At 43.5% G+C, this 22,330-nt stretch carries 22 protein-coding genes and 1 riboswitch; of the genes, 16 read left to right on the top strand and 6 right to left on the bottom strand.

The annotated features are described in order from the left end of the window. Positions 1 to 7: 7 nt before the first annotated feature. The 3 genes from HMPREF2766_RS01170 (at position 8) to tig (ending at position 2,673) form a co-directional block, all read left to right on the top strand. Positions 8 to 640 carry a response regulator transcription factor gene (locus tag HMPREF2766_RS01170; RefSeq protein WP_070567242.1) on the top strand — a complete coding sequence of 211 codons (633 nt, stop codon included), beginning with the start codon at positions 8 to 10 and terminating at the stop codon, positions 638 to 640. Continuing rightward, positions 641 to 1,297: a DNA alkylation repair protein gene (locus tag HMPREF2766_RS01165; RefSeq protein ID WP_070567240.1), complete on the top strand. Its 657-nt coding sequence runs from the start codon at positions 641 to 643 to the stop codon at positions 1,295 to 1,297. A gap of 92 nt (positions 1,298 to 1,389) precedes the next feature. Next, entirely contained in the window at positions 1,390 to 2,673 is a 1,284-nt protein-coding gene (gene tig, locus HMPREF2766_RS01160; protein ID WP_070567238.1) for a trigger factor, read from the top strand. Between the two features lie 47 nt (positions 2,674 to 2,720). Here tig and HMPREF2766_RS01155 read toward each other — a convergent pair whose 3' ends face one another. The 3 genes from HMPREF2766_RS01155 to rnhC all read right to left on the bottom strand — a co-directional run bounded on the left by HMPREF2766_RS01155 (position 2,721) and on the right by rnhC (position 6,717). Continuing rightward, positions 2,721 to 5,090, bottom strand: a complete 2,370-nt coding sequence (locus tag HMPREF2766_RS01155; protein ID WP_070567236.1) for an SF1B family DNA helicase RecD2 — start codon at positions 5,088 to 5,090, stop codon at positions 2,721 to 2,723. 127 nt (positions 5,091 to 5,217) lie between these two features. Then, complete coding sequence (lepB, locus tag HMPREF2766_RS01150; protein WP_070567234.1) at positions 5,218 to 5,832, bottom strand: signal peptidase I; 615 nt, start codon at positions 5,830 to 5,832, stop codon at positions 5,218 to 5,220. Positions 5,833 to 5,835: 3 nt separating this feature from the next. Further along, the gene (gene rnhC / locus HMPREF2766_RS01145) at positions 5,836 to 6,717 is read right to left on the bottom strand and encodes a ribonuclease HIII (protein WP_070567232.1); all 882 of its coding nucleotides are present in this window, start codon (positions 6,715 to 6,717) and stop codon (positions 5,836 to 5,838) included. Positions 6,718 to 6,803: 86 nt separating this feature from the next. Here rnhC and zapA point away from each other — a divergent pair, with 86 nt between their 5' ends. The 6 genes from zapA to HMPREF2766_RS01115 all read left to right on the top strand — a co-directional run bounded on the left by zapA (position 6,804) and on the right by HMPREF2766_RS01115 (position 13,446). Further along, positions 6,804 to 7,106, top strand: a complete 303-nt coding sequence (gene zapA / locus HMPREF2766_RS01140; protein ID WP_000002028.1) for a cell division protein ZapA — start codon at positions 6,804 to 6,806, stop codon at positions 7,104 to 7,106. Further along, positions 7,103 to 7,651, top strand: coding sequence for a CvpA family protein (locus tag HMPREF2766_RS01135; RefSeq protein ID WP_000623540.1), 549 nt, complete (start codon positions 7,103 to 7,105; stop codon positions 7,649 to 7,651). Before zapA ends, HMPREF2766_RS01135 begins: the two co-directional genes overlap by 4 nt. A gap of 100 nt (positions 7,652 to 7,751) precedes the next feature. Then, entirely contained in the window at positions 7,752 to 10,088 is a 2,337-nt protein-coding gene (locus HMPREF2766_RS01130; RefSeq protein ID WP_070567229.1) for an endonuclease MutS2, read from the top strand. A 168-nt stretch (positions 10,089 to 10,256) separates the two neighbouring features. Further along, positions 10,257 to 10,345, top strand: a riboswitch (glycine riboswitch). A gap of 89 nt (positions 10,346 to 10,434) precedes the next feature. After that, positions 10,435 to 11,757 (top strand): alanine/glycine:cation symporter family protein, encoded by a 1,323-nt coding sequence (locus tag HMPREF2766_RS01125; protein WP_070567227.1) that lies wholly within the window; start codon positions 10,435 to 10,437, stop codon positions 11,755 to 11,757. A gap of 130 nt (positions 11,758 to 11,887) precedes the next feature. Next, positions 11,888 to 12,436 carry a carboxymuconolactone decarboxylase family protein gene (locus HMPREF2766_RS01120; RefSeq protein ID WP_000206774.1) on the top strand — a complete coding sequence of 183 codons (549 nt, stop codon included), beginning with the start codon at positions 11,888 to 11,890 and terminating at the stop codon, positions 12,434 to 12,436. 110 nt (positions 12,437 to 12,546) lie between these two features. Beyond that, positions 12,547 to 13,446 carry a TDT family transporter gene (locus tag HMPREF2766_RS01115; protein WP_070567225.1) on the top strand — a complete coding sequence of 300 codons (900 nt, stop codon included), beginning with the start codon at positions 12,547 to 12,549 and terminating at the stop codon, positions 13,444 to 13,446. A gap of 23 nt (positions 13,447 to 13,469) precedes the next feature. Here the strand turns inward: HMPREF2766_RS01115 and serS are convergent, their stop codons facing one another. The 3 genes from serS to HMPREF2766_RS01100 form a co-directional block, all read right to left on the bottom strand. Beyond that, positions 13,470 to 14,744 carry a serine--tRNA ligase gene (gene serS / locus HMPREF2766_RS01110; protein WP_070567223.1) on the bottom strand — a complete coding sequence of 425 codons (1,275 nt, stop codon included), beginning with the start codon at positions 14,742 to 14,744 and terminating at the stop codon, positions 13,470 to 13,472. Positions 14,745 to 14,957: 213 nt separating this feature from the next. Further along, on the bottom strand, positions 14,958 to 15,329 hold the full coding sequence (locus tag HMPREF2766_RS01105; RefSeq protein ID WP_070567221.1) for a DUF956 family protein: 372 nt from the start codon (positions 15,327 to 15,329) through the stop codon (positions 14,958 to 14,960). Between the two features lie 2 nt (positions 15,330 to 15,331). Then, complete coding sequence (locus HMPREF2766_RS01100) at positions 15,332 to 16,696, bottom strand: aspartate kinase (RefSeq protein ID WP_000869634.1); 1,365 nt, start codon at positions 16,694 to 16,696, stop codon at positions 15,332 to 15,334. A gap of 282 nt (positions 16,697 to 16,978) precedes the next feature. On the opposite strand from HMPREF2766_RS01100, the gene HMPREF2766_RS01095 reads away from it, so the two are divergent. From HMPREF2766_RS01095 to fabG, 7 genes are all read left to right on the top strand, one after another. Further along, positions 16,979 to 17,764, top strand: coding sequence for an enoyl-CoA hydratase (locus HMPREF2766_RS01095; protein ID WP_001015588.1), 786 nt, complete (start codon positions 16,979 to 16,981; stop codon positions 17,762 to 17,764). A gap of 90 nt (positions 17,765 to 17,854) precedes the next feature. After that, a complete protein-coding gene (locus HMPREF2766_RS01090) occupies positions 17,855 to 18,289 on the top strand; it encodes a fatty acid biosynthesis transcriptional regulator FabT (RefSeq protein ID WP_000386338.1) in 435 nt (144 codons plus the stop codon). Further along, on the top strand, positions 18,289 to 19,263 hold the full coding sequence (locus tag HMPREF2766_RS01085) for a beta-ketoacyl-ACP synthase III (protein WP_000852965.1): 975 nt from the start codon (positions 18,289 to 18,291) through the stop codon (positions 19,261 to 19,263). The genes HMPREF2766_RS01090 and HMPREF2766_RS01085 overlap by 1 nt, the downstream gene beginning before the upstream one ends. A 57-nt stretch (positions 19,264 to 19,320) precedes the next feature. Next, entirely contained in the window at positions 19,321 to 19,545 is a 225-nt protein-coding gene (locus tag HMPREF2766_RS01080; RefSeq protein ID WP_000257840.1) for an acyl carrier protein, read from the top strand. 117 nt (positions 19,546 to 19,662) lie between these two features. Beyond that, positions 19,663 to 20,637: an enoyl-[acyl-carrier-protein] reductase FabK gene (gene fabK / locus HMPREF2766_RS01075; RefSeq protein WP_000857452.1), complete on the top strand. Its 975-nt coding sequence runs from the start codon at positions 19,663 to 19,665 to the stop codon at positions 20,635 to 20,637. Next, complete coding sequence (fabD, locus tag HMPREF2766_RS01070; RefSeq protein WP_070567219.1) at positions 20,630 to 21,550, top strand: ACP S-malonyltransferase; 921 nt, start codon at positions 20,630 to 20,632, stop codon at positions 21,548 to 21,550. Before fabK ends, fabD begins: the two co-directional genes overlap by 8 nt. 45 nt (positions 21,551 to 21,595) lie before the next feature. Further along, positions 21,596 to 22,327 (top strand): 3-oxoacyl-[acyl-carrier-protein] reductase, encoded by a 732-nt coding sequence (fabG, locus tag HMPREF2766_RS01065; protein ID WP_070567217.1) that lies wholly within the window; start codon positions 21,596 to 21,598, stop codon positions 22,325 to 22,327. Positions 22,328 to 22,330: the final 3 nt, after the last annotated feature.

Below are 22,330 nucleotides of genomic sequence, written 5' to 3'. Positions count from 1 at the left end.
AGTAGAGATGAAAATTTTACTGGTAGATGACCATGAAATGGTCCGATTGGGCTTGAAAAGCTACTTTGACCTCCAAGACGATGTAGAAGTTGTGGGCGAAGCTGCCAATGGGGCTCAAGGTATTGAGTTGGCCTTGGAACTCCGTCCAGATGTCATTGTCATGGATATTGTCATGCCTGAGATGAATGGGATTGATGCAACCTTGTCCATCCTCAAAGAATGGCCCGAAGCCAAGATTTTGATTGTGACCTCTTACTTGGACAATGAAAAAATCATGCCAGTTTTGAATGCTGGTGCCAAAGGCTATATGCTTAAGACTTCTAGTGCGGACGAACTGCTCCACGCTGTTCGTAAGGTTGCTGCTGGTGAGCTTGCTATTGAGCAAGAGGTCAGCAAGAAGGTCGAATACCACCGCAATCATATCGAACTTCATGAGGAACTGACTGCGCGTGAACGAGATGTCCTACAACTCATCGCCAAGGGCTATGAAAATCAGCGCATCGCAGACGAACTCTTTATCTCTCTCAAGACGGTCAAAACCCATGTGTCTAATATCCTAGCCAAGCTTGAGGTCAGCGATCGCACCCAGGCGGCGGTCTATGCCTTTCAGCACCACTTGGTGGGGCAGGAGGATTTTTAGATGAGTCTTGCAGATTTACTTGTGGAGCTAGAAGCGACAAAAGATCCGCATAAAGCAGGCCCCATGGAAGCCTATATGCGCCATCAGTTTTCCTTTCTAGGCGTTGCAGCTCCTGAAAGAAATGCACTCTATAAAAAGTATTTTCCAAGTGCGAAAAAAACAAAGGTCATCGATTGGAATTTTGTAGACATCTGCTGGGAAAAGGATGCCAGAGAATATCAGTATGTGGCTGCAAACTATTTGAAGGCCATGCAGACTTATTTGACGGAGAGCGATTTGCCTAAGATTGAGCATCTGGTCGTGACCAAGTCCTGGTGGGACACGGTAGATATCCTAGACCGAGTAGTAGGAAGTTTGGTATATGACAAGCCAGAACTTGAAGAAAGAATTCTCCAATGGAGTCTATCAGATAATATATGGCTGAGACGAGTTGCTATTGACCACCAGTTGTTAAGAAAAGAGAAGACCAATGTCCAGCTAATGGAAAAGATCCTGCTCAATAATCTGGACCAGACAGAATTTTTTATCAACAAGGCCATCGGTTGGGCTTTGCGAGACTACTCAAAAACCAATCCGGAATGGGTAGCAAGCTTCACCGAAAAAAACAAGGAAAGAATGTCTGAACTTAGTATCAGAGAAGCCAGTAAGTACCTTTAGCATTATTGAAAAGCGCATTCATTACTTGAAAATTAACCGTAGTTTATGCTATAATAGACTGTATTTAAAAAATTTTAAGGAGAAATGACAGAATGTCTGTATCATTTGAAAACAAAGAAACAAACCGTGGTGTCTTGACTTTCACTATCTCTCAAGACCAAATCAAACCAGAATTGGACCGTGTCTTCAACTCAGTAAAGAAAACTCTTAACGTTCCAGGTTTCCGTAAAGGTCACCTTCCACGTCCTATCTTCGACCAAAAATTTGGTGAAGAGTCACTTTACCAAGACGTTATGAACGCTCTTTTGCCAAACGCTTATGAAGCTGCAGTAAAAGAAGCTGGTCTTGAAGTCGTTGCACAACCAAAAATTGACGTAACTTCAATGGAAAAAGGTCAAGACTGGGTTATCACTGCTGAAGTCGTGACAAAACCTGAAGTAAAATTGGGCGACTACAAAAACCTTGAAGTATCAGTTGATGTAGAAAAAGAAGTAGCTGACGCTGACGTTGAAGAACGTATCGAACGCGAACGCAACAACTTGGCTGAATTGGTTATCAAAGACGGCGCTGCTGAAAATGGCGACACTGTTGTCATCGACTTCGTTGGTTCTATCGATGGTGTTGAGTTCGACGGTGGAAAAGGTGAAAACTTCTCACTTGGACTTGGATCAGGTCAATTCATTCCTGGATTTGAAGACCAATTGGTAGGTCACTCAGCTGGCGAAACTGTTGACGTTGTCGTAACATTCCCAGAAGACTACCAAGCAGAAGACCTTGCAGGTAAAGAAGCAAAATTCGTAACAACTATCCACGAAGTAAAAGCTAAAGAAGTTCCAGCTCTTGACGATGAACTTGCAAAAGATATCGACGAAGAAGTGGAAACTCTTGACGAATTGAAAGAAAAATACCGCAAAGAATTGACTGCTGCGAAAGAAGAAGCATACAAAGATGCCGTTGAAGGTGCAGCAATCGATAAAGCTGTAGAAAACGCTGAAATCGTAGAACTTCCAGAAGAAATGATCCACGAAGAAGTTCACCGTTCAGTAAATGAATTCCTTGGAAACTTGCAACGTCAAGGGATCAACCCTGACATGTACTTCCAAATCACTGGAACTACTCAAGAAGATCTTCACAAACAATACGAGGGAGAAGCTGAGTCACGTACGAAGACTAACCTTGTTATCGAAGCAGTTGCCAAAGCTGAAGGATTTGACGCTTCAGAAGAAGAAATCCAAAAAGAAATCGAGCAATTGGCTGCAGATTACAACATGGAAGTGGCACAAGTTCAAAACTTGCTTTCAGCTGACATGTTGAAACACGATATCACTATCAAAAAAGCTGTTGAGTTGATCACAAGCACAGCAACAGTTAAATAATCTTAAAAGATAAAAAGCCCACCTGACTAGGTGGGCTTTCTGTTGCGCTATTTTCCAAAAATCTCTTTGAGGTCTGCATCTGTAATCCCAATCATGGCTGGGATGCTAGACCAGTTTTTCTCGGTGAGGATGTAGGATTGTTCAGAGTCACTTGCTGTGGCAGTTTCAGAGAAGGCTTGTTTACTTTCTTCAATATTATTTTCAATTAAATCACTGAAGCGTTCAATCAGATAGGTCTTGCGAGCAGTCCCGATATGCTTGACTGCATAGTCAAAGGCCTGTAATTCGCCTAGTAAGATAAGCTTGCTCTTGGCGCGTGTAATGGCTGTATAGATGAGATTGCGCTCCAGCATGCGCTTGCTAGCACTAGTAATGGGTAGGATGACAACAGGAAACTCACTTCCCTGAGACTTATGGATACTCATGGCATAAGCCAGACGAATCTTGTACCATTCGTTACGTGGGTAGACGACTTCATTGCCATCGAAATCAATGACAATCTCGTCTTGTTTGGACTCGGTGTATTTTCCAGGAATCAGGTCTGTGATGTAGCCTAGGTCTCCATTAAAGACATTGACTTCGGCATCGTTGACTAGGTGAATGACCTTGTCCCCTGTTCGATAGTGACACTGAGTGGCTTCAAAGCCCACTTGTCCTTTTTGGTGAGGATTGAGCAGGTCTTGCATAAGCTGATTGATGGCGTCAATGCCAGCAGTTCCTCGATACATGGGCGCTAGCACTTGAATATCGCGAGCCGGGATACCACTTCTGAGGGCAGCGCCAAGAATTTTCTCAATGGTAGCGGGGATATGACCACTAGCGATTTCAAAGTAGGAGCGGTCTGCTTTTTTCTGGGTAAAGTCAGCTGGCAAGATTCCCTTTCGAATTTGACTAGCCAAGGTAACGATAGTTGATTCTTCGCTCTGACGATAAATTTTTTCCAAGCGAGTCTGAGGAATCAGGGGTATCTGGAGCAGGTCAGCCAGGACTTGTCCGGGACTAACAGAAGGCAATTGGTCGCTATCCCCTACGATGAGAATTTTACTGTTAGAAGAGATGTTGGAGAAGAGTTGGTTGGCTAGCCAAGTATCCACCATGGAAAACTCATCTATAATGATAAAGTCGGCATCCAGATAATCTTCTAGATGACTAGTATCATCGTCTCCCGTCATCCCCAAATGACGGTGTATGGTCGCGCTAGGCAAACCTGTCAATTCATTCATGCGCCGAGCCGCTCGACCAGTTGGAGCTGCTAGAAGGATAGGCAGACTGCTTTTCTTCCTGAGATCAAGTCCTTCTAAAAGTGCATAAACAGCGATAATTCCATTGATAACAGTCGTCTTACCTGTACCAGGCCCACCTGTCAGGATAAAGACCTTGTTCTGGATAGCGTCGCAGATAGCCTGTTTTTGAATGGTATCGTACTGAATCCCCAGTTCTTGCTCGACAGTAGAGATATGCTTGTGAATGGTTTCTAGATCTTGGCTCTTCTGTTTTCCTTTTTCAAGGATACGAACCAAGTGACTGCGGATGCCTTCTTCAGCGAAAAAGAGGCTGTTATCAAAGATTTTGGTATCAATCTGCTGAACCTTGTCTTCTTCGATGAGATGGGAGAGTTCCTGAGCGACTTGGCTGGGGTTCAGTTCCACAGGACGAGAAGACTCGAGGAGAGTCAGGGTTTGTTCCAGCAAATCTCGGGCTTCCATATAGGTATCGCCCGTATCCATACATCCCTGAAAAAGACTGTGGACAAGGCCAGCACGGAAGCGTTCAGGGGCTTGACTTTCGATGCCTAGTTCGGCGGCTAATTGGTCAGCAATGGTAAAACCCAAGCCCTTGATATCTTCGACCAGTTGGTAGGGATAGTTTTCGACAATATCCAGTGTTTCTTCCTTGTAAAAGTCTTGAATCTGAAAGGCTAGTTTATTTGGAATGCCGTAGTTGGCAAGTTTAGCCAAGACCATTTCTGTCCCATAGTTGAGACGGAGGGTGGAAACAAAAGCCTCACGGTTTTTGGCAGAGAGCCCTGAGATGCCTTCTAGCTTTTCAGGATGTTCCAGAATTTCGTCAATGGTATTGTCACCATAGGTATCAACAATTTTCTGGGCAGTCTTGAGACCGATTCCCTTAAAATGGCTGCTAGAGAAATATTTGACCAAGCCCTTACTAGTGGGTTTTGCTCTTTCGTAACGGGAAATCTGCAGTTGTTCTCCATACTTGGAGTGCTGAACGATTTGCCCCCAAAAAGTATAGTCTTCGCCCTCAATCACGTCCGCCATGGTTCCTGTAACGATGATTTCAAAATCGTCAAAGTCCTCCGCATTGGTATCTTCGATATCTAAGAGGAGGATGCGATAGAAATTACTGACATTTTCAAAAATAATGCGTTCAATAGTGCCTGAAAAATAAACTTCCATAGGTTTCCTTTACATGAGTTTATGAGAATTGGTCTCTTAGCAACTTTGAAAAAACTAGATGACTAAAAGTTTTTTCTCACAATAGAAAAAGAGACTGAGACTTAGCATTCTCGGCCTCTTCCTTATCTTAAAATGTTCCGATACGGTTAAGTGGCCAGAAACGGAATTTTGCTTCGCCTTTGATTTCGCTAGCCTTGAAGGTACCAACATGGCGGCTGTCGCTAGAGACGAGACGATCGTCACCAAGGAGAAGGTACTCGCCTTGAGGGACAGTAAAGCTGAAGCTGGTATTGGAATTGACATCGACTGTAAAGGCATGTGCTTTTTGAGCAAGTTCTCTAAAGTAGACTCCCTTATTGCCTTCAAATCCTTTGCCAGTATAGGTGTTTTGCAACTTTTCTGTTTTGAACAAGTTGAGGTATTCAGCTAGGTAGGGTTCATCCGTTTCTTTATCGTTGATAAAGAGTTTGTCATTTTCGTATCGGATGGTATCTCCGGGCATACCGATGACCCTTTTGACAATGTCTTTATTTCCTTCTTCCTCATGCGCAACCACAATGTCGAAGCGGTCAATTGGGAGGTGTTTAACAACGAAGAGAACTTCTCCGTCGGCTAGAGTAGGGTCCATCGAGTGTCCTTCTACACGGACATTGCTCCAAAGAAAGATACGGCTAAGACCGACCAGTGCGATAATCAGGAAGAAAACTCCCCATTCTTTTAGAAATGTTTTAAACGAATTCATAATTTACCTTTCTAGAAGTGCTTTGGCTTTTTCAGTGTTTTTAAAATGTAGTTTGGCACAGAAATGAAGTCCCTTCATGCCATAGACCTGAAGGATTTTGCTAGCAACCTTATCTGATGCAGTTCCAGCGCCACTTGGCAGTTGATAGCCCAGTTCTCGTCCCAGATTTTCCAAGTTTTCGAGGAAGAGATCACGAGCGATGATGGAGCTAACCGCAACAGCCAGGTATTTGCCCTCGGCTTTTTCTTCCAAACTAACCTTGTTTGGGAAACGGTTGGATTCTTGCGCCAAGTACTTGTCATAGTTTTTAGGGCTTGTAAAGGCATCAATCACGATTTTTTCTGGCTGGACTCCTTTTTGAAGCAGGAGAAAGATAGCTTGGTTGTGAAGGGCAACCTTTACAGAAACAGCATTGTAACGCTCTCCGATAACTTCATTATACTTGCTCGGTGAAAGAAGGAGCGCTTGGTGCTGGATTTTTTCCTTGAGGATAGGGGCAATCTGACGAATCTTTTGGTCTGTCAGGGTTTTTGAATCCCCCACACCGAGTTTTCGTAAGAAGTTATGCTGGTCAGGTGTCACGAAGGAAGCCACGACAGCCAGCCCACCAAAGTAGGAACCATTTCCCACCTCATCAGTCCCAATCATAGGAAAATCTTGTCCACTGGTTTCCTCTACAACTTGATAGCCAAAGAAACTGGCGTATTGCTCAGTAGCTTCGCCTTGCAGGAGGACTTTTCCAGAAGTATAGATGGAAACTGTTGCCTGAGGCAGTCTAAAAAAATAGCGAATATAAGGATTTTTACTAGGACTGAGAGCCTTCTGATACTGACTTAAAAAGCTCTGAATTTCCTGTTCACTTGGTGTGAGTGTGATACTTGCCATAGTCTCTATTGTACCACAAAAGCAGGAGAATTGGTAAAAACTGACAAAGTTAGCGAAATTTGGTATAATATCGTGAGGTGAATTTTATGGCAAATCTAAATCGATATAAGTTTACATTCGGAAAAAAGACATTAACCTTGACAACCGAGCATGACAACCTCTTTATGGAGGAAATTGCCAAGGTTGCGACTGAAAAATACCAAGCAATTAAAGAACAAATGCCTGGGGCGGATGATGAAACCATTGCGCTTCTTTTGGCGGTTAATTGTCTGTCTACACAACTCAACCGTGAGATTGAATTTGATGACAAGGAGCAAGAGTTGTTAGAACTCCGCCACAAGTTGATTGCTGTCAAACAAGAACAGAGCAAGATTGAGGACTCCCTATGATTTCAATCCTACTCTTATTGGTTCTGGCTTGGGGCTTTTACATCGGCTACCGTAGAGGTTTGGTCCTGCAAGTTTATTATTTCCTCGTGGCAGTGATTTCAGCCTTTGTTGCGGGACAGTTTTATAAATCACTGGGCGACCACTTCCACTTGCTTGTCCCTTATGCCAATCCTCAGGAAGGACAGGGCACCTTTTTCTTCCCTTCAGACCAGCTGTTTCATCTAGACAAGGTCTTTTATGCGGGTCTAGCCTATCTTCTAGTTTTTGGGATTTGCTATACTATCGGACGTTTTATCGGTTTGTTCCTGCACTTGATTCCAACTAAAAAGCTTGATGTCAAATGGTTGCGTATCGGATCAGGCGTTTTGTCTCTATTGGTAACCTTATTTGTCTTGCAAATGGCTCTGACCATCCTTGCAACAGTACCTCTGGCAGTCATTCAAAATTCACTCGAAAAAAGTACAGTAGCCAAACACATCATCCAAAGTGTCCCTTTTACGACAAACCTTATCAAACAACTTTGGGTGACAAATTTAATCGGATAAAAAGGGCGGGATTTTTCCTAGCCCTTTGTTTACAGATTGGACGACTAGGTCAAAACCTCTAGTTGCTATAATCTTGTAAACCAGCATACAAGGAAAAAATATGAATACAAAAATACTAGAAACCTTAGAATTTAATAAAATCAAAGCCTTGTTTGAACCGCATCTCTTGACAGAACAAGGACTAGAGGAGCTAAAAGGCTTGGCTCCAACTGCCAAGGTGGACAAGATCAAGCAAGCCTTTACAGAGATGGAGGAAATGCAAGCCCTTTTTGTGGAGCAACCCCACTTTACCATCCTAGCGACACGTGAGATTTCAGCTGTCTGTAAGCGTCTGGAGATGGGAGCGGACCTCAATATTGAGGAGTTCCTGCTCCTCAAACGAGTCTTGCTGGCTAGCAGAGAGTTGCAAGGTTTTTATGCCAATCTTGAAAATGTACGCTTGGAGCAGTTGGTGAGATGGTTTGAAAAACTACATGATTTTCCACACTTGCAAGGGAGTCTCCAAGCCCTAAATGATGCAGGATTTATCGAGAATTTTGCCAGCGAAGAACTAGCGCGCATCCGTCGGAAGATTCATGATAGCGAGAGTCAAGTTCGAGATGTCTTACAAGACTTGCTCAAGCAAAAAGCGCAGATGTTGACGGAAGGGATTATCGCTAGTCGAAATGGTCGTCAGGTTTTGCCTGTCAAAAACACCTATCGCAATAAGATTGCAGGTGTTGTCCATGACATCTCTGCCAGTGGAAACACGGTCTATATCGAACCCCGTGAGGTCGTGAAACTGAGCGAAGAAATCGCGAGTCTGCGAGCTGATGAGCGCTATGAGATGATTCGCATCCTGCAGGAACTATCGGAACGGGTTCGTCCTCATGCTGCTGAGATTGCTAATGACGCTTGGATTATCGGCCATCTGGATCTGATTCGTGCCAAGGTGCGTTTCGTCCAAGAAAGACAAGCAGTTGTTCCTCAACTTTCAGAGAATCAAGAGATTCAACTCCTTCATGTTCGCCATCCTTTGGTCAAAAATGCTGTTGCAAACGATGTACACTTTGGTAAGGAATTAACGGCCATTGTCATTACAGGTCCCAATACGGGTGGGAAGACCATCATGCTCAAAACCCTGGGCTTGACTCAACTCATGGCCCAGTCAGGCTTGCCCATTTTAGCTGACAAGGGAAGCCGTGTCGGTATTTTCAAGGAAATCTTCGCGGATATTGGGGATGAGCAGTCTATCGAGCAAAGCTTGTCTACCTTCTCCAGCCACATGACCAATATCGTAGATATTCTTGGCAAGGTCAACCAACATTCGCTTTTACTCTTAGATGAGCTTGGGGCAGGTACCGATCCGCAGGAAGGAGCAGCCCTTGCTATGGCTATTCTGGAGGATCTTCGTCTACGTCAGGTCAAGACCATGGCGACGACCCACTATCCAGAGCTTAAGGCTTATGGTATTGAAACAGCCTTTGTGCAAAATGCCAGCATGGAGTTTGATACAGCCAGCCTGCGTCCGACCTATCGCTTTATGCAGGGAGTTCCTGGACGAAGCAATGCCTTTGAAATCGCCAAACGTCTGGGCTTGTCAGATGTCATCGTAGGAGATGCCAGCCAGCAGGTTAATCAAGATAATGATGTCAACCGTATCATTGAGCAATTAGAAGAGCAAACGCTTGAAAGCCGTAAACGCTTGGACAATATTCGTGAGGTGGAGCAAGAAAACCTCAAGATGAACCGAGCACTCAAAAAACTTTACAACGAACTCAATCGCGAGAAGGAAACTGAGCTCAACAAGGCGCGTGAACAAGCTGCTGAGATTGTGGAACTAGCGCTAAGTGAGAGTGACCAGATCCTGAAAAATCTCCATAGCAAGTCTCAGCTCAAGCCCCATGAAATCATTGAAGCCAAGGCTGAGCTGAAAAAATTGGCTCCTGAAAAAGTCGACTTGTCTAAAAACAAGGTCCTTCAAAAAGCCAAGAAAAAACGAGCTCCAAAGGTTGGGGATGATATCATTGTTCTCAGTTATGGTCAGCGTGGAACCTTGACCAATCAGCTTAAGGACGGTCGCTGGGAAGCCCAAGTTGGCTTGATCAAGATGACCTTGGAAGAGAAAGAATTTGACCTTGTTCAGGCTCAGCAAGAAGCCCCAGTCAAGAAAAAACAAGTCAATGTCGTCAAACGTGCTTCTGGTCGTGGTCCGCAAGCCAGACTGGATCTCCGAGGCAAACGGTACGAAGAGGCCATGAATGAGCTGGATGCCTTTATCGACCAAGCCCTGCTTAATAACATGGCGCAGGTAGACATCATCCATGGTATCGGAACCGGAGTCATCCGTGAGGGCGTCACCAAATACCTGCAAAGAAATAAGCATGTCAAGAGTTTCGGCTATGCTCCACAAAATGCTGGAGGCAGTGGCGCCACCATTGTGACCTTTAAAGGATAGAGAGGAGATGGAGTCAATATTTCTGAAAAAAGAAATGAAAAGTCAAAAAGTTTCATAGAATATATTGACAAAGGCTAACTTTTCTTGTAGAATAATAAAAAATAAAATACCAACACCGAATGAAGTTTAATAGAAGTGGAGAAAGGTTTGTTTTCCATGACTGTAAATGGACGGAACTCTGGAGAGACCGTAAAGGCACCGAAGGGGCAAGGCAGGTAACTGCTCAAACTCTCAGGTAAAAGGACAGAGCTAGGATAGACCGCTTTTTGGCATTTATCTAAGCATTCCAGAGTACATGTATCTTGCATGTGCTCTTTCTTTTGGGGTTGAAAGATAGGAGAAGGATATGTTAGAATTGCTAAAAGCGCTTGATGCTTTCGTTTGGGGGCCTCCCCTCTTGATCTTATTGGTCGGAACGGGTATCTATTTGACCATCCGACTAGGCCTTTTGCAGGTGGCTCGTCTCCCTAAGGCCTTTCAGCTGATCTTTACCAAGGATAAGGGGCATGGCGATGTGTCGAGCTTTGCTGCTCTCTGTACGGCTCTAGCAGCCACAGTTGGTACGGGAAATATCATCGGGGTCGCAACAGCCATTAAGGTTGGAGGACCAGGGGCCCTCTTTTGGATGTGGATGGCAGCCTTCTTTGGGATGGCGACCAAGTATGCCGAAGGCTTACTTGCCATCAAATATCGCACTAAGGATGCAAATGGAGCTGTAGCTGGAGGCCCTATGCATTACATCCTTTTGGGGATGGGAGAAAAGTGGCGTCCACTTGCTATCTTCTTTGCCCTAGCGGGTGTATTGGTTGCCCTTCTGGGGATTGGTACCTTTACCCAAGTCAATTCGATTACAGAATCCATTCAAAATACAGCCCAAGTTGATCCAGCTATCACAGCTCTGATTTTATCCATTTTGGTGGGTATTGCCGTCTTTGGTGGCCTCAAATCCATATCAAAAGTTTCGACAGCAGTTGTTCCTTTTATGGCTATTGTCTATATTTTAGGGACTCTTACAGTTATTCTCTTTAATATCGAGAAAATCCCAGCCACACTTGCCCTGATCTTTACCTCTGCTTTCAGCCCTGTAGCAGCAGTAGGAGGATTTGCAGGTGCGACTATCCGTACTGCAATCCAAAATGGTGTGGCGCGAGGAGTCTTTTCTAATGAATCTGGTCTTGGTTCAGCTCCCATTGCAGCTGCTGCGGCTAAGACAAATGAACCAGTAGAGCAAGGTTTGATTTCCATGACAGGAACCTTTATTGATACCCTCATTATCTGTACGTTGACTGGTTTAACAATCTTGGTAACTGGGGTTTGGAGTGGTGATTTGAATGGAGTTGCCTTGACCCAGTCAGCCTTTTCAACAGTTTTTTCACACTTTGGACCTGCCCTCTTGACCATCTTCCTTGTACTCTTTGCCTTTACGACAATTCTCGGATGGAACTACTACGGAGAGCGCTGTTTTGAGTTTCTATTTGGTGTCCGCTTTATCTGGCTTTACCGTGTAGTCTTTGTAGTCATGGTCCTGTTGGGAGGATTTATCGAGCTGGATATGGTTTGGATTATCGCAGATATCGTCAATGCCTTGATGGCTTTACCAAACTTGATTGCCCTCTTGGTCTTGTCGCCAGTCGTCATTGCTGAGACTAAACAGTATTTTAAACACTAACCCAATCACACTTTTAGTGTGATTTTTTCATTTCATAGACATTTCCTATCAAGGCGATTGAAAATATATATTATCCAAGGGGGAAATTCTATGATAGACTAAATGACAATAAAATGAAAAGAGGTTTCTTATGACAACATTTACCATCCACACAGTAGAATCAGCACCAGCAGAAGTGAAAGAAGTTCTTGAAACAGTACAAAAAGATAACAATGGCTATATTCCCAACCTAATCGGTCTCTTGGCTAACGCTCCTACCGCGCTTGAAGCCTACCGAACTGTCGGAGCCATCAACCGTCGCAATAGCTTAACACCAGTAGAGCGTGAAGTAGTGCAAATCACGGCAGCCGTAACCAATGGTTGTGCTTTCTGCGTCGCAGGTCACACAGCCTTTTCAATCAAACAAATCCAGATGAATGATGATCTTCTCCAAGCTCTCCGCAACCGTACTCCAATCGAGACAGATCCAAAACTAGATACTCTAGCTAAGTTTACCTTGGCGGTCATCAATACCAAAGGGCGTGTAGGAGATGAAGCCTTGGCTGAATTTTTGGAAGCTGGCTACACGCAACAAAATGCCTTGGATGTGGTTCTCGGTGTAAGTCTTGCCAGCCTCTGCAACTATGCCAACAACCTAGCTAATACGCCTATTAACCCAGAATTGCAACCTTATGCCTAGTTCGAATCAGAAAGAAAAAATGAAGACTGAGCAATCCAGTCTTCATTTTTCTATGCTATTTTAAGCGCTTTTATGCTATACTAATAATAACATGATTATTGGAGGCTCGGATGAAAAAGCTCCCCTTAGTATTCTCTGGCTGTTTATTAGGTTTAGCAGGTGCAGGAAATCTGATTGCAGATACTTTGCCTGTTCTGTCGCATTTATTGAGTCTGACTGGTCTAGTGTTGTGGATTTTCTTTCTTGTTGTTCATCTTTTTAATTGGGAAGAAACCAAGCAAGAATTGACCAGACCCCCTCTTTTATCTGGGATGGCCACCTTTCCCATGGCTGGGATGATTTTATCGACCTATGTCTTTCGCGTATTCCCTGCTCTTCCTATAGTAGCACAAGGAATCTGGTGGTTTTCCTTTCTCTTGGATTTGGCGTTGATTGCTACTTTCACCATCAAATTTACCTGTCCGGGTCGGAGGGTCAATGCGACTCCAAGCTGGACGGTGCTCTATGTGGGGATAGCAGTAGCGGCCTTGACCTATCCTCTGGTAGGCATTATTGAGATTGCCTATGCGACCTTGAGTTTTGGTTTTGTCTTGACCTTCTATCTCTATCCGCTTATTTATAGCGATTTAAAGAAAGATCCACTCCCAGTGGCCTTGCTTGGACAGGAAGGAATCTACTGTGCTCCCTTTTCTCTACTCTTGGCTTCTCTAGTTCGAGTTGGAGGAGCAAGCCTACCGACTTGGCTCTTGATTGTCATGATTTTGGCATCTCAATCCTTCTTTTTCTTTGTTTTAACCCGCCTACCCAATATTTTAAAACAAGGATTTCAACCAGCCTTCTCAGCCCTAACCTTCCCAACCATTATCACAGCTACTTCGCTCAAGATGGCTCAGGGAATTTTGAAACTTCCATTTCTGGATTATCTGGTATTGGCTGAAACGGTTATTTGCCTCACTATTTTATTCTTTGTCTTGGGTGCTTATCTGATTTGGTTACGAAAAAAGGGCTAGCTAGAAATAGCTAGACCTTATTTTTATGGTTTGATAACTTCAGCTCCACCCATATATGGACGAAGAGCTTCTGGAATGGTTACAGAACCATCTGCGTTTTGATAGTTTTCAAGAATGGCAGCCACTGTACGTCCAACTGCAAGTCCAGAACCATTCAAAGTGTGAAGGAGTTTCACCTTGCCATCTGCTTCATCACGGTAACGGATTTGGGCACGACGAGCTTGGAAATCTTCTGTATTTGAACAGCTTGAGATTTCACGATAGGTATTTTGGGCTGGAATCCAAACTTCCAAGTCATAAGTCTTGGCAGCTGAGAAGCCCATATCTCCAGTAGAGAGCGCAACGACACGGTATGGAAGGTTGAGTTTTTGAAGAATATTTTCAGCGTTGGCTGTCATCTTTTCCAATTCTTCGTAAGATTCTTCTGGTTTGGCAAATTTGACCATTTCAACCTTGTGGAATTGGTGCAAACGAATCAAGCCACGAGTATCACGGCCAGCAGAGCCAGCCTCAGAACGGAAAGATGGACTCATAGCGGTAAAGTAGATTGGTAGGTCTTTACCGTCAAGAATTTCATCACGGTAGTAATTTGTCAAAGGCACTTCAGCTGTAGGAATGAGGACATAATTAGTGTCTTTCAATTCAAAAGTGTCTTCCTTGAATTTTGGATATTGACCAGTACCAAACATAGAGTCATGGTTAACTATGTAAGGCGTGATGACTTCCGTATAGCCCTCTTTACCATGCTCATCCAACATGAAGTTGTAGATAGCACGTTCCAAACGAGCCCCAAGTCCTTTATAGAAGAGGAAGCGAGCTCCTGTTACCTTACCACCGCGTTCCCAGTCAAGGATACCGAGGTCCTCACCAAGATCCCAGTGAGCTTTTGGCTCGAAGTCAAACTCGCGTGGAGTCCCCCAACGGCGAACTTCCACATTGTCATCTTCGTCAGCCCCAACAGGAACGCTGTCGGCAGGGATGTTTGGAAGAGTAGTGGTAAATTCTGTTAATTTAGCATCGATGTCCGCCAATTCAGCATCCAAGGCTTTGACTTCAGCAGATAGGGTTTGCATCGCAGCAATCTTGTCATCGGCATTTTCCTTGTTGCGCTTGGCTTGGGCAATCTCAGCAGAAACTGTGTTACGTTCTGCTTTTAGAGTTTCAACCTTGACCAAGATGTCACGACGTTTAGCATCGATTTTTTTCATCTCATTCAAGATAGCAGCATCTACACCACGTGTAGCTAATTTTTCAGCGACAGCATCAAAATCTGTGCGAATACGTTTAATATCTAACATAGGAACTCCTTTATGAAAAAAGCACACCTGACAAAGTGTTGGAGTGGCAGGGCCACGGTTCCATCCAACTTCACAGGTGTGCACTTGATTCTGTATTTAATTGTGAATAACGGTAGAATTTCACCTATCCCTCCTATCTGCTCGCAGCACCCGCAGACTTTCTGAAAGAAGGAGATAACCTACTTATCCGTTGCTATGATTATACTAAAGTTTCTACTTTTTTGCAAATAGATTTTTAAGTTTTTTTCCAATGGTCTGGAGTAGAGTCGGAAGTTTCACAACCTTGTCGTTTCCTAATTTTTCCCGAGCGATTTTGAGGATAGCACCAGAGTCTTTTGAAGCAAAGAGGAATTTTCCTTGATCGGTAAAGACTTCAAAGTGGCGGCTGATCTTGCGACCACTTACGTTGGCTCCGATTTGCTGAATGCTGGACCAGGGGATTTGGATATATTGTTCGACATTGACATCAGGATAAAACTCTAAGGCTTGATCCCCAACTAGAAATTTTCCAACTTTTCCAGAGATAGAGAGGTAAGATGTCCCAGTAGTTTGGAGGTCAATGACTTGATTGAGTGATTGGGCCATGATTAGTCTTCCTTACTTTCACCGAAAAAGGCATGATAGAGAGCCTTGATAGCGGCCTTCTCTTGCTCTTTATTGACAACAAACATGATGGAAACTTCACTTGAACCTTGTGACATCATCTGGATGTTGATTTTATTCTCAGACAAAGCCCGTGTTGCAGTAGCAGTAACCCCGATATGACTCTTCATCTTTTCTCCAACAATCATAATGATGGAAAGGTCATGTTCGATTTCAGCATGGTCCACCTCAGCCTTTTGAACGAGTTGACGTAGAATTTCTTCTTCTTTGATAGGAGTCAATTCGCGGGAGCGGAGGATGATTGAAAGATCGTCGATACCTGTAGGCATGTGTTCCCAACCGATATTGAGATCCTCAAGGATTTGCAGAACCTTGCGACCAAACCCGACTTCACGGTTCATGAGGTATTTTGACATGTTGATGCTGACGAATCCTGAGTCACCTGCAATCCCTACTACTGGGAATTTATCACTACTGTGTTCTAAAACAATGCGTGTTCCTGGGTGGTCAGGGTTGTTGGTATTCTTGATGACAAGAGGAATTTTTCCTCGGTAGGCAGGAAGAAGGGCTTCGTCATGAAGAACTGAAAATCCAGCGTAAGCCAACTCACGCATTTCACGGTAGGTTAATTCAGGAATGGAGTGTGGTTGGTGGATAATACCAGGATGGGCAGCAAAGATACCATCTACGTCTGTAAAGTTCTCATAGAGATCAGCCTTAACACCTGCTGCAATGATAGAACCTGTAATATCTGAGCCTCCACGTGAAAAAGTACAGATTTGATTTTCCTTAGTCACACCAAAGAAACCAGGGATGACAAGGACTTCGTTGCTATCAGCCAAGCCTTCAATCTTGTCATAACTAGATGGAATGATGCGTGCGTTTCCTGGTTCACTTGTGACAACAATTCCAGCTTCTCTTGGGTGAACATAGCGTGCATCGATACCGTTTTGGTTAAAGTAGGCTGCAATGAGTTTGGCATTGTTATTTTCTCCAGCCGCTAGGAAGGTATCATAGAGAAATTCATTGTCCTCTATAGGAAGAGTTGCCAAGGCCCGAATGCTTTTAGAGATTTTTTCTAAAACAGCAGGTTTTAACCCAAGTTCACTAACCATAGCGGCATAACGGTCAATGATCCAGCTTTGGCTAGCACTGATGTCATTTCCAGCCACATAGTCACGATAGTATTTGATCAAGGCATCAGTTACCTTGGTATCTTCAGCATTGCGTTTGCCGGGTGCAGAAACGACTACAAAACGGCGTTCTTTATCACTTTTAACGATATTTAAGACTTTTTCTAACTGACCAGCAGAGGCAAGCGAGCTTCCGCCAAATTTTACAACCTTCATAAGGACTCCTCAAGTAAGTATTTTATACGATTATAGCAGAAAGAGGGGCATTTTTCAATGAAGAAAATAACTTCCTATTATAATAGAAGAAAACACTAACTTATTCTGAAAAGCGATAACGATTTAAAAGTAAGAGTGTCAAATTTTACTCACACTCATAAATGATGGGTAAATAATCAGCTGAGACACTTTCCTTTAGTTTTTCCTTGCCTCTTTATCCAAAAAAAGGTATACTTTGATAATAAAACAATTTTATTGCCTTATAAAAGAAAAGGAGAAGCTATGAATCATATCTTATATCAGATCGTAGATGATCTGGCTATCATTACTTTGAATCGTCCCGAAGTGGCAAATGGTTTCCATATCCCAATGTGTGAGGAGATTTTAGAAGCTTTGACTCTAGCAGAGCAGGATCAAGCTGTGCAGTTCATCTTGATTAATGCTAATGGGAAGGTTTTTTCAGTTGGGGGAGACTTGGTTGAGATGAAACGAGCAGTAGACGAAGATGATATCCCTTCTTTGAATAAGATTGCAGAATTAGTCAATACAATTTCTTTTAAAATCAAGCAAATTCCAAAACCTGTTTTGATGGAGGTAGATGGAGCGGTTGCTGGTGCTGCAGCAAATATGGCAGTAGCAGTTGATTTCTGTTTAGCGACTGACAAGGCAAAATTCATTCAAGCCTTTGTCGGAGTTGGATTGGCGCCAGACGCTGGTGGGATTCATCTCTTGAGTCGTAGTATCGGGGTAACACGGGCTGCACAACTTGCCATGACAGGTGAAGCTTTGACTGCTGAAAAAGCGCTAGAATGGGGCGTGGTATACCGTGTTTGTGAAGTTGACAAATTAGAAAAAACAAGAGAACAGGTTCTGAAAAAATTAAGAAGAGGTTCAGCAAACTCATACGCAGCGATTAAAAAGTTAGTTTGGGAAAGTCAATTCAAGGATTGGCAGAATTATGCCGAATTAGAATTGAAACTACAAGAATCGTTATCTCTAACTGAAGATTTCAAAGAAGGGGTTCGAGCGCATTCTGAAAGAAGAAGACCAAAATTTACAGGAATGTGAAAAAATACTTGCACAATTTTTTGAAGTTTGTTATACTTCTTTTATCAAATGTTTTGATTGTAAAAGTTTTTTGAGGGGGAGGGAAACGATTTGGACTACCAACAAGTAAATGATTATCTAACATCTATTTTTAATAACGTCCTTGTGATTGAGGAGGTTAGCTTACGAGGTAGTCGATTCAAAGACATCTCCATCAAAGAAATGCACACGATCGATGTGATTGGGAAGTTCCCGGAGGCAACGCCAAGTAAGGTTTCCAAAGAACTGATGGTAACTCTTGGAACAGTGACGACGAGTTTGAATAACCTGGAGAGAAAAGGTTATATTGAGCGTATTCGTTCTGACCAAGACCGTCGAGTGGTCTATCTGCATTTGACAAAGCAAGGTCGTTTGGTTCACCGCCTTCATAAACGATTCCACAAGGCTATGGTCGAAAAAATCATCGATGGCATGAGCCCTGAGGAAAAAGAAGTCATGGGCAGAGGTTTAACGAACCTTTATCAATTTTTGGAGGATTTGAAATAATGGCTTTTGCAAAAATAAGCCAGGTTGCTCATTATGTTCCAGAGCAAGTGGTCACTAATCATGACTTAGCCCAAATCATGGACACAAGCGATGAGTGGATTTCAAGTCGGACAGGAATTAAACAGAGACATATCTCAAAATCAGAGTCTACAAGTGACTTGGCGACAGAAGTTGCTAAGAGCTTGCTGGCTAAAGGGAGCTTAACAGCGGATCAGATTGATTTTATCATTGTAGCGACGATTACCCCAGACTCGATGATGCCTTCCACAGCAGCTCGAGTTCAGGCAAATATCGGAGCGCATAGAGCTTTCGCCTTTGATCTGACAGCAGCTTGCAGTGGCTTTGTATTCGCTCTCTCAACTGCAGAAAAGTTTTTAAGTTCTGGACAGTTCAAAAAAGGGATTGTTATCGGGGCTGAAACCTTATCCAAGGCAGTTGATTGGTCAGATCGTTCAACAGCTGTTCTCTTTGGGGATGGAGCTGGTGGGGTTCTCTTGGAAGCGAGCGAAACACGGCACTTCCTTGTGGAAAGTCTCTATACAGATGGCTCTCGGAGCGAGTGTTTGACCTATGGTCAAACGGCTTTGGCTTCTCCTTTCTCGGATCAAGAAGCAGTTCCTGCTTTTTTGAAAATGGATGGACGAGCAGTTTTTGATTTTGCAAATCGTGATGTTGCTAAATCGATCAAAGGAACCATTGAAAATGGTCCAATCGCAGCATCGGAATTGGATTATCTCTTGCTTCATCAGGCAAATATCCGCATTTTGGATAAGATGGCTAAGAAGATCGGCGTAGACCGAGACAAGCTTCCTGCCAATATGATGGAGTATGGAAATACCAGTGCAGCAAGTATCCCGATTTTACTCTCAGAGTGTGTGGAGAATGGCAAGATTCGTTTAGATGGTAGCCAGACGATTCTCCTATCAGGCTTCGGTGGAGGTTTGACATGGGGCACACTCATTCTTACAATCTAGGTAATCATGTGGTAAACACATAGTTATAAATTTTTTATATTTTAAAGGAGTCCTATCATGGCAGTATTTGAAAAAGTACAAGAAATTATCGTTGAAGAACTTGGGAAAGACGCATCAGAAGTAACACTTGAATCTACTTTTGATGATTTGGATGCAGATTCATTGGACTTGTTCCAAGTAATCTCTGAAATCGAAGATGCTTTCGATATCCAAATCGAAGCAGAAGATAACTTGAAAACAGTTGGTGACTTGGTTGCCTACGTTGAAGAGCAAACAAAATAATTAACATATTACTAGAAGGAGTAGGGGAAACCCACTCCCTCTTGTTTAGGTAATAGTTTGAAACTCAAATGATAAACTCGTCGAACTATTACGTAAGCAAGGAATGATGGAGGCACTATGAAAACACGTATTACAGAATTATTGAACATTGATTATCCTATTTTTCAAGGAGGAATGGCCTGGGTTGCTGATGGTGACTTGGCTGGTGCAGTATCAAAAGCTGGTGGTCTAGGGATTATCGGTGGTGGGAATGCACCTAAAGAGGTCGTAAAGGCTAATATCGATAAAATCAAATCACTTACGGACAAACCTTTTGGTGTCAACATCATGCTCTTGTCACCTTTTGTAGAAGACATCGTTGATCTCGTGATTGAAGAAGGGGTCAAGGTTGTTACAACTGGTGCAGGAAATCCAAGTAAATACATGACTCGTTTCCATGATGCAGGAATTACAGTTATTCCCGTTGTTCCAAGTGTTGCTTTGGCAAAACGCATGGAAAAAATTGGTGCAGATGCGGTTATTGCAGAGGGAATGGAAGCCGGTGGGCATATTGGTAAATTGACGACGATGACCTTGGTTCGCCAAGTTGCTGCAGCTGTTTCAATTCCAGTTATCGCAGCTGGAGGAATTGCGGACGGTGAAGGTGTCGCTGCAGGCTTTATGCTTGGAGCTGAGGCTGTTCAGGTTGGTACGCGTTTCGTAGTAGCTAAGGAATCTAACGCCCATCCAAAATACAAGGAAAAAATCTTAAAAGCGCGTGATATTGATACGACTATTTCAGCTCAACACTTTGGACATGCTGTTCGTGCCATTAAAAACCAATTGACACGTGACTTTGAGCAGGCTGAAAAAGATGCCTTTAAACAAGAAAATCCAGATTTAGAAATCTTTGAACAAATGGGAGCTGGTGCTCTTGCTAAAGCCGTTGTTCATGGAGATGTAGAAGGTGGATCTGTCATGGCAGGTCAGATCGCTGGTTTGGTTTCTAAAGAGGAAACTGTCGAAGAAATCCTAAAAGATCTATACTATGGCGCAGCCAAAAAAATTCAAGAAGAAGCCTCTCGTTGGGCAGGAGTTGTAAGAAATGACTAAAACAGCCTTTCTATTTGCAGGTCAAGGTGCTCAGTATCTAGGAATGGGGCGTGATCTCTATGATCGCTATCCTATCGTCAAGGAAACAATTGACCAAGCCAGTCAGGTTTTGGGTTATGATCTTCGTGACTTGATTGATAAGGAAGAAACCAAGTTAAACCAGACTCGCTATACGCAGCCAGCTATTTTAGCGACTTCGGTTGCTATTTACCGACTATTGAAAGAAAAGGGTTATCAGCCGGATATGGTAGCAGGATTGTCTCTTGGGGAATATTCTGCTCTTGTAGCAAGTGGTGCCTTGGACTTCGAAGAGGCAGTTGCCTTGGTTGCTAAGCGTGGTGCTTATATGGAAGAGGCGGCACCTGCAGGCTCTGGGAAGATGGTTGCGGTTCTCAATACTCCAGTTGAAGTGATTGAGGAAGCTTGTGAAACAGCCTCTAAAGTTGGAGTAGTGACTCCAGCTAACTACAACACCCCAAGCCAAATCGTTATCGGTGGCGAGGTGGCTGCGGTTGACCGCGCAGTTGAACTCTTGCAGGAAGCAGGAGCAAAACGATTGATTCCTTTAAATGTATCTGGTCCCTTCCATACAGCACTTTTAGAGCCAGCTAGTCAGCAACTAGCTGAAGCTCTTGAGGGAGTGAGTTTCGCTGATTTCACTTGCCCACTAGTTGGCAATACGGAAGCTGCTGTTATGGAAAAAGGTCGAATCCAAGAGCTTTTGACGCGTCAGGTCAAAGAACCTGTTCGTTTTTATGAAAGTATTGCTGTGATGCAGGATGCTGGGGTAACCAACTTTATTGAAATTGGTCCTGGTAAGGTCCTATCAGGCTTTGTCAAAAAAATCGATAAAACAGCTAAGCTAGCTAACGTTGAAGACCAAGCAAGCTTGGATGCTTTGTTAGAAAACTAATGATCCCTTCTCCCACAAAATACAACAGGAAATAGGAGAGATAGAATGCAACTTACAAACAAAAATGTCTTTGTAACAGGTTCAAGCCGTGGTATCGGACTTGCCATTGCTCACAAATTTGCCCAACTAGGCGCTAATGTAGTTTTGAATAGTCGCGGAGCAATCTCAGAAGAATTGCTGGCTGAGTTTTCAAACTACGGCGTCAAAGTAATACCGATATCAGGTGATGTTTCAGACTTTGCAGATGCCAAGCGTATGGTAGATCAAGCGATTGCGGAACTCGGTTCTGTCGATGTCTTGGTCAACAATGCTGGGATCACTCAAGATACGCTTATGCTCAAGATGACCGAAGAAGACTTTGAAAAAGTGATTAAAATCAACTTGACAGGTACCTTCAACATGACGCAAGCAGTCTTGAAACAGATGATCAAGGCACGTGAAGGTGCGATTATCAACATGTCGAGTGTGGTCGGTTTGATGGGAAATATCGGACAAGCCAACTATGCAGCTTCTAAAGCAGGCTTGATTGGGTTTACCAAGTCAGTTGCACGTGAAGTTGCCAATCGCAACGTACGCGTAAATGCTCTTGCACCAGGGATGATCGAGTCAGATATGACTGCTGTTTTGTCTGATAAGGTCAAGGAAGCGACATTGGCCCAAATCCCAATGAAACATTTCGGTCAAGCAGAACATATCGCAGATGCTACAGTGTTCCTGGCTGGACAGGATTATTTGACTGGACAAGTTCTCGCTGTTGATGGCGGACTTAGCATGTAAAAA

The organism is Streptococcus sp. HMSC076C08, assembly GCF_001810825.1.
Taxonomy (GTDB): Bacteria; Bacillota; Bacilli; order Lactobacillales; family Streptococcaceae; genus Streptococcus.
This window is presented reverse-complemented; position numbering and strand designations above follow the sequence as displayed.

Excerpts from the sequence above, each read along its gene's own strand:
- HMPREF2766_RS01170 (WP_070567242.1), top strand. The coding sequence starts at position 8 with ATGAAAATTTTACTGGTAGATGACCATGAAATGGTCCGATTGGGCTTG.
- HMPREF2766_RS01165 (WP_070567240.1), top strand. The coding sequence starts at position 641 with ATGAGTCTTGCAGATTTACTTGTGGAGCTAGAAGCGACAAAAGATCCG.
- tig (WP_070567238.1), top strand. The coding sequence starts at position 1,390 with ATGTCTGTATCATTTGAAAACAAAGAAACAAACCGTGGTGTCTTGACT.
- HMPREF2766_RS01155 (WP_070567236.1), bottom strand. The coding sequence starts at position 5,090 with ATGGAAGTTTATTTTTCAGGCACTATTGAACGCATTATTTTTGAAAAT.
- lepB (WP_070567234.1), bottom strand. The coding sequence starts at position 5,832 with ATGAATTCGTTTAAAACATTTCTAAAAGAATGGGGAGTTTTCTTCCTG.
- rnhC (WP_070567232.1), bottom strand. The coding sequence starts at position 6,717 with ATGGCAAGTATCACACTCACACCAAGTGAACAGGAAATTCAGAGCTTT.
- zapA (WP_000002028.1), top strand. The coding sequence starts at position 6,804 with ATGGCAAATCTAAATCGATATAAGTTTACATTCGGAAAAAAGACATTA.
- HMPREF2766_RS01135 (WP_000623540.1), top strand. The coding sequence starts at position 7,103 with ATGATTTCAATCCTACTCTTATTGGTTCTGGCTTGGGGCTTTTACATC.
- HMPREF2766_RS01130 (WP_070567229.1), top strand. The coding sequence starts at position 7,752 with ATGAATACAAAAATACTAGAAACCTTAGAATTTAATAAAATCAAAGCC.
- HMPREF2766_RS01125 (WP_070567227.1), top strand. The coding sequence starts at position 10,435 with ATGTTAGAATTGCTAAAAGCGCTTGATGCTTTCGTTTGGGGGCCTCCC.
- HMPREF2766_RS01120 (WP_000206774.1), top strand. The coding sequence starts at position 11,888 with ATGACAACATTTACCATCCACACAGTAGAATCAGCACCAGCAGAAGTG.
- HMPREF2766_RS01115 (WP_070567225.1), top strand. The coding sequence starts at position 12,547 with ATGAAAAAGCTCCCCTTAGTATTCTCTGGCTGTTTATTAGGTTTAGCA.
- serS (WP_070567223.1), bottom strand. The coding sequence starts at position 14,744 with ATGTTAGATATTAAACGTATTCGCACAGATTTTGATGCTGTCGCTGAA.
- HMPREF2766_RS01105 (WP_070567221.1), bottom strand. The coding sequence starts at position 15,329 with ATGGCCCAATCACTCAATCAAGTCATTGACCTCCAAACTACTGGGACA.
- HMPREF2766_RS01100 (WP_000869634.1), bottom strand. The coding sequence starts at position 16,696 with ATGAAGGTTGTAAAATTTGGCGGAAGCTCGCTTGCCTCTGCTGGTCAG.
- HMPREF2766_RS01095 (WP_001015588.1), top strand. The coding sequence starts at position 16,979 with ATGAATCATATCTTATATCAGATCGTAGATGATCTGGCTATCATTACT.
- HMPREF2766_RS01085 (WP_000852965.1), top strand. The coding sequence starts at position 18,289 with ATGGCTTTTGCAAAAATAAGCCAGGTTGCTCATTATGTTCCAGAGCAA.
- HMPREF2766_RS01080 (WP_000257840.1), top strand. The coding sequence starts at position 19,321 with ATGGCAGTATTTGAAAAAGTACAAGAAATTATCGTTGAAGAACTTGGG.
- fabK (WP_000857452.1), top strand. The coding sequence starts at position 19,663 with ATGAAAACACGTATTACAGAATTATTGAACATTGATTATCCTATTTTT.
- fabD (WP_070567219.1), top strand. The coding sequence starts at position 20,630 with ATGACTAAAACAGCCTTTCTATTTGCAGGTCAAGGTGCTCAGTATCTA.
- fabG (WP_070567217.1), top strand. The coding sequence starts at position 21,596 with ATGCAACTTACAAACAAAAATGTCTTTGTAACAGGTTCAAGCCGTGGT.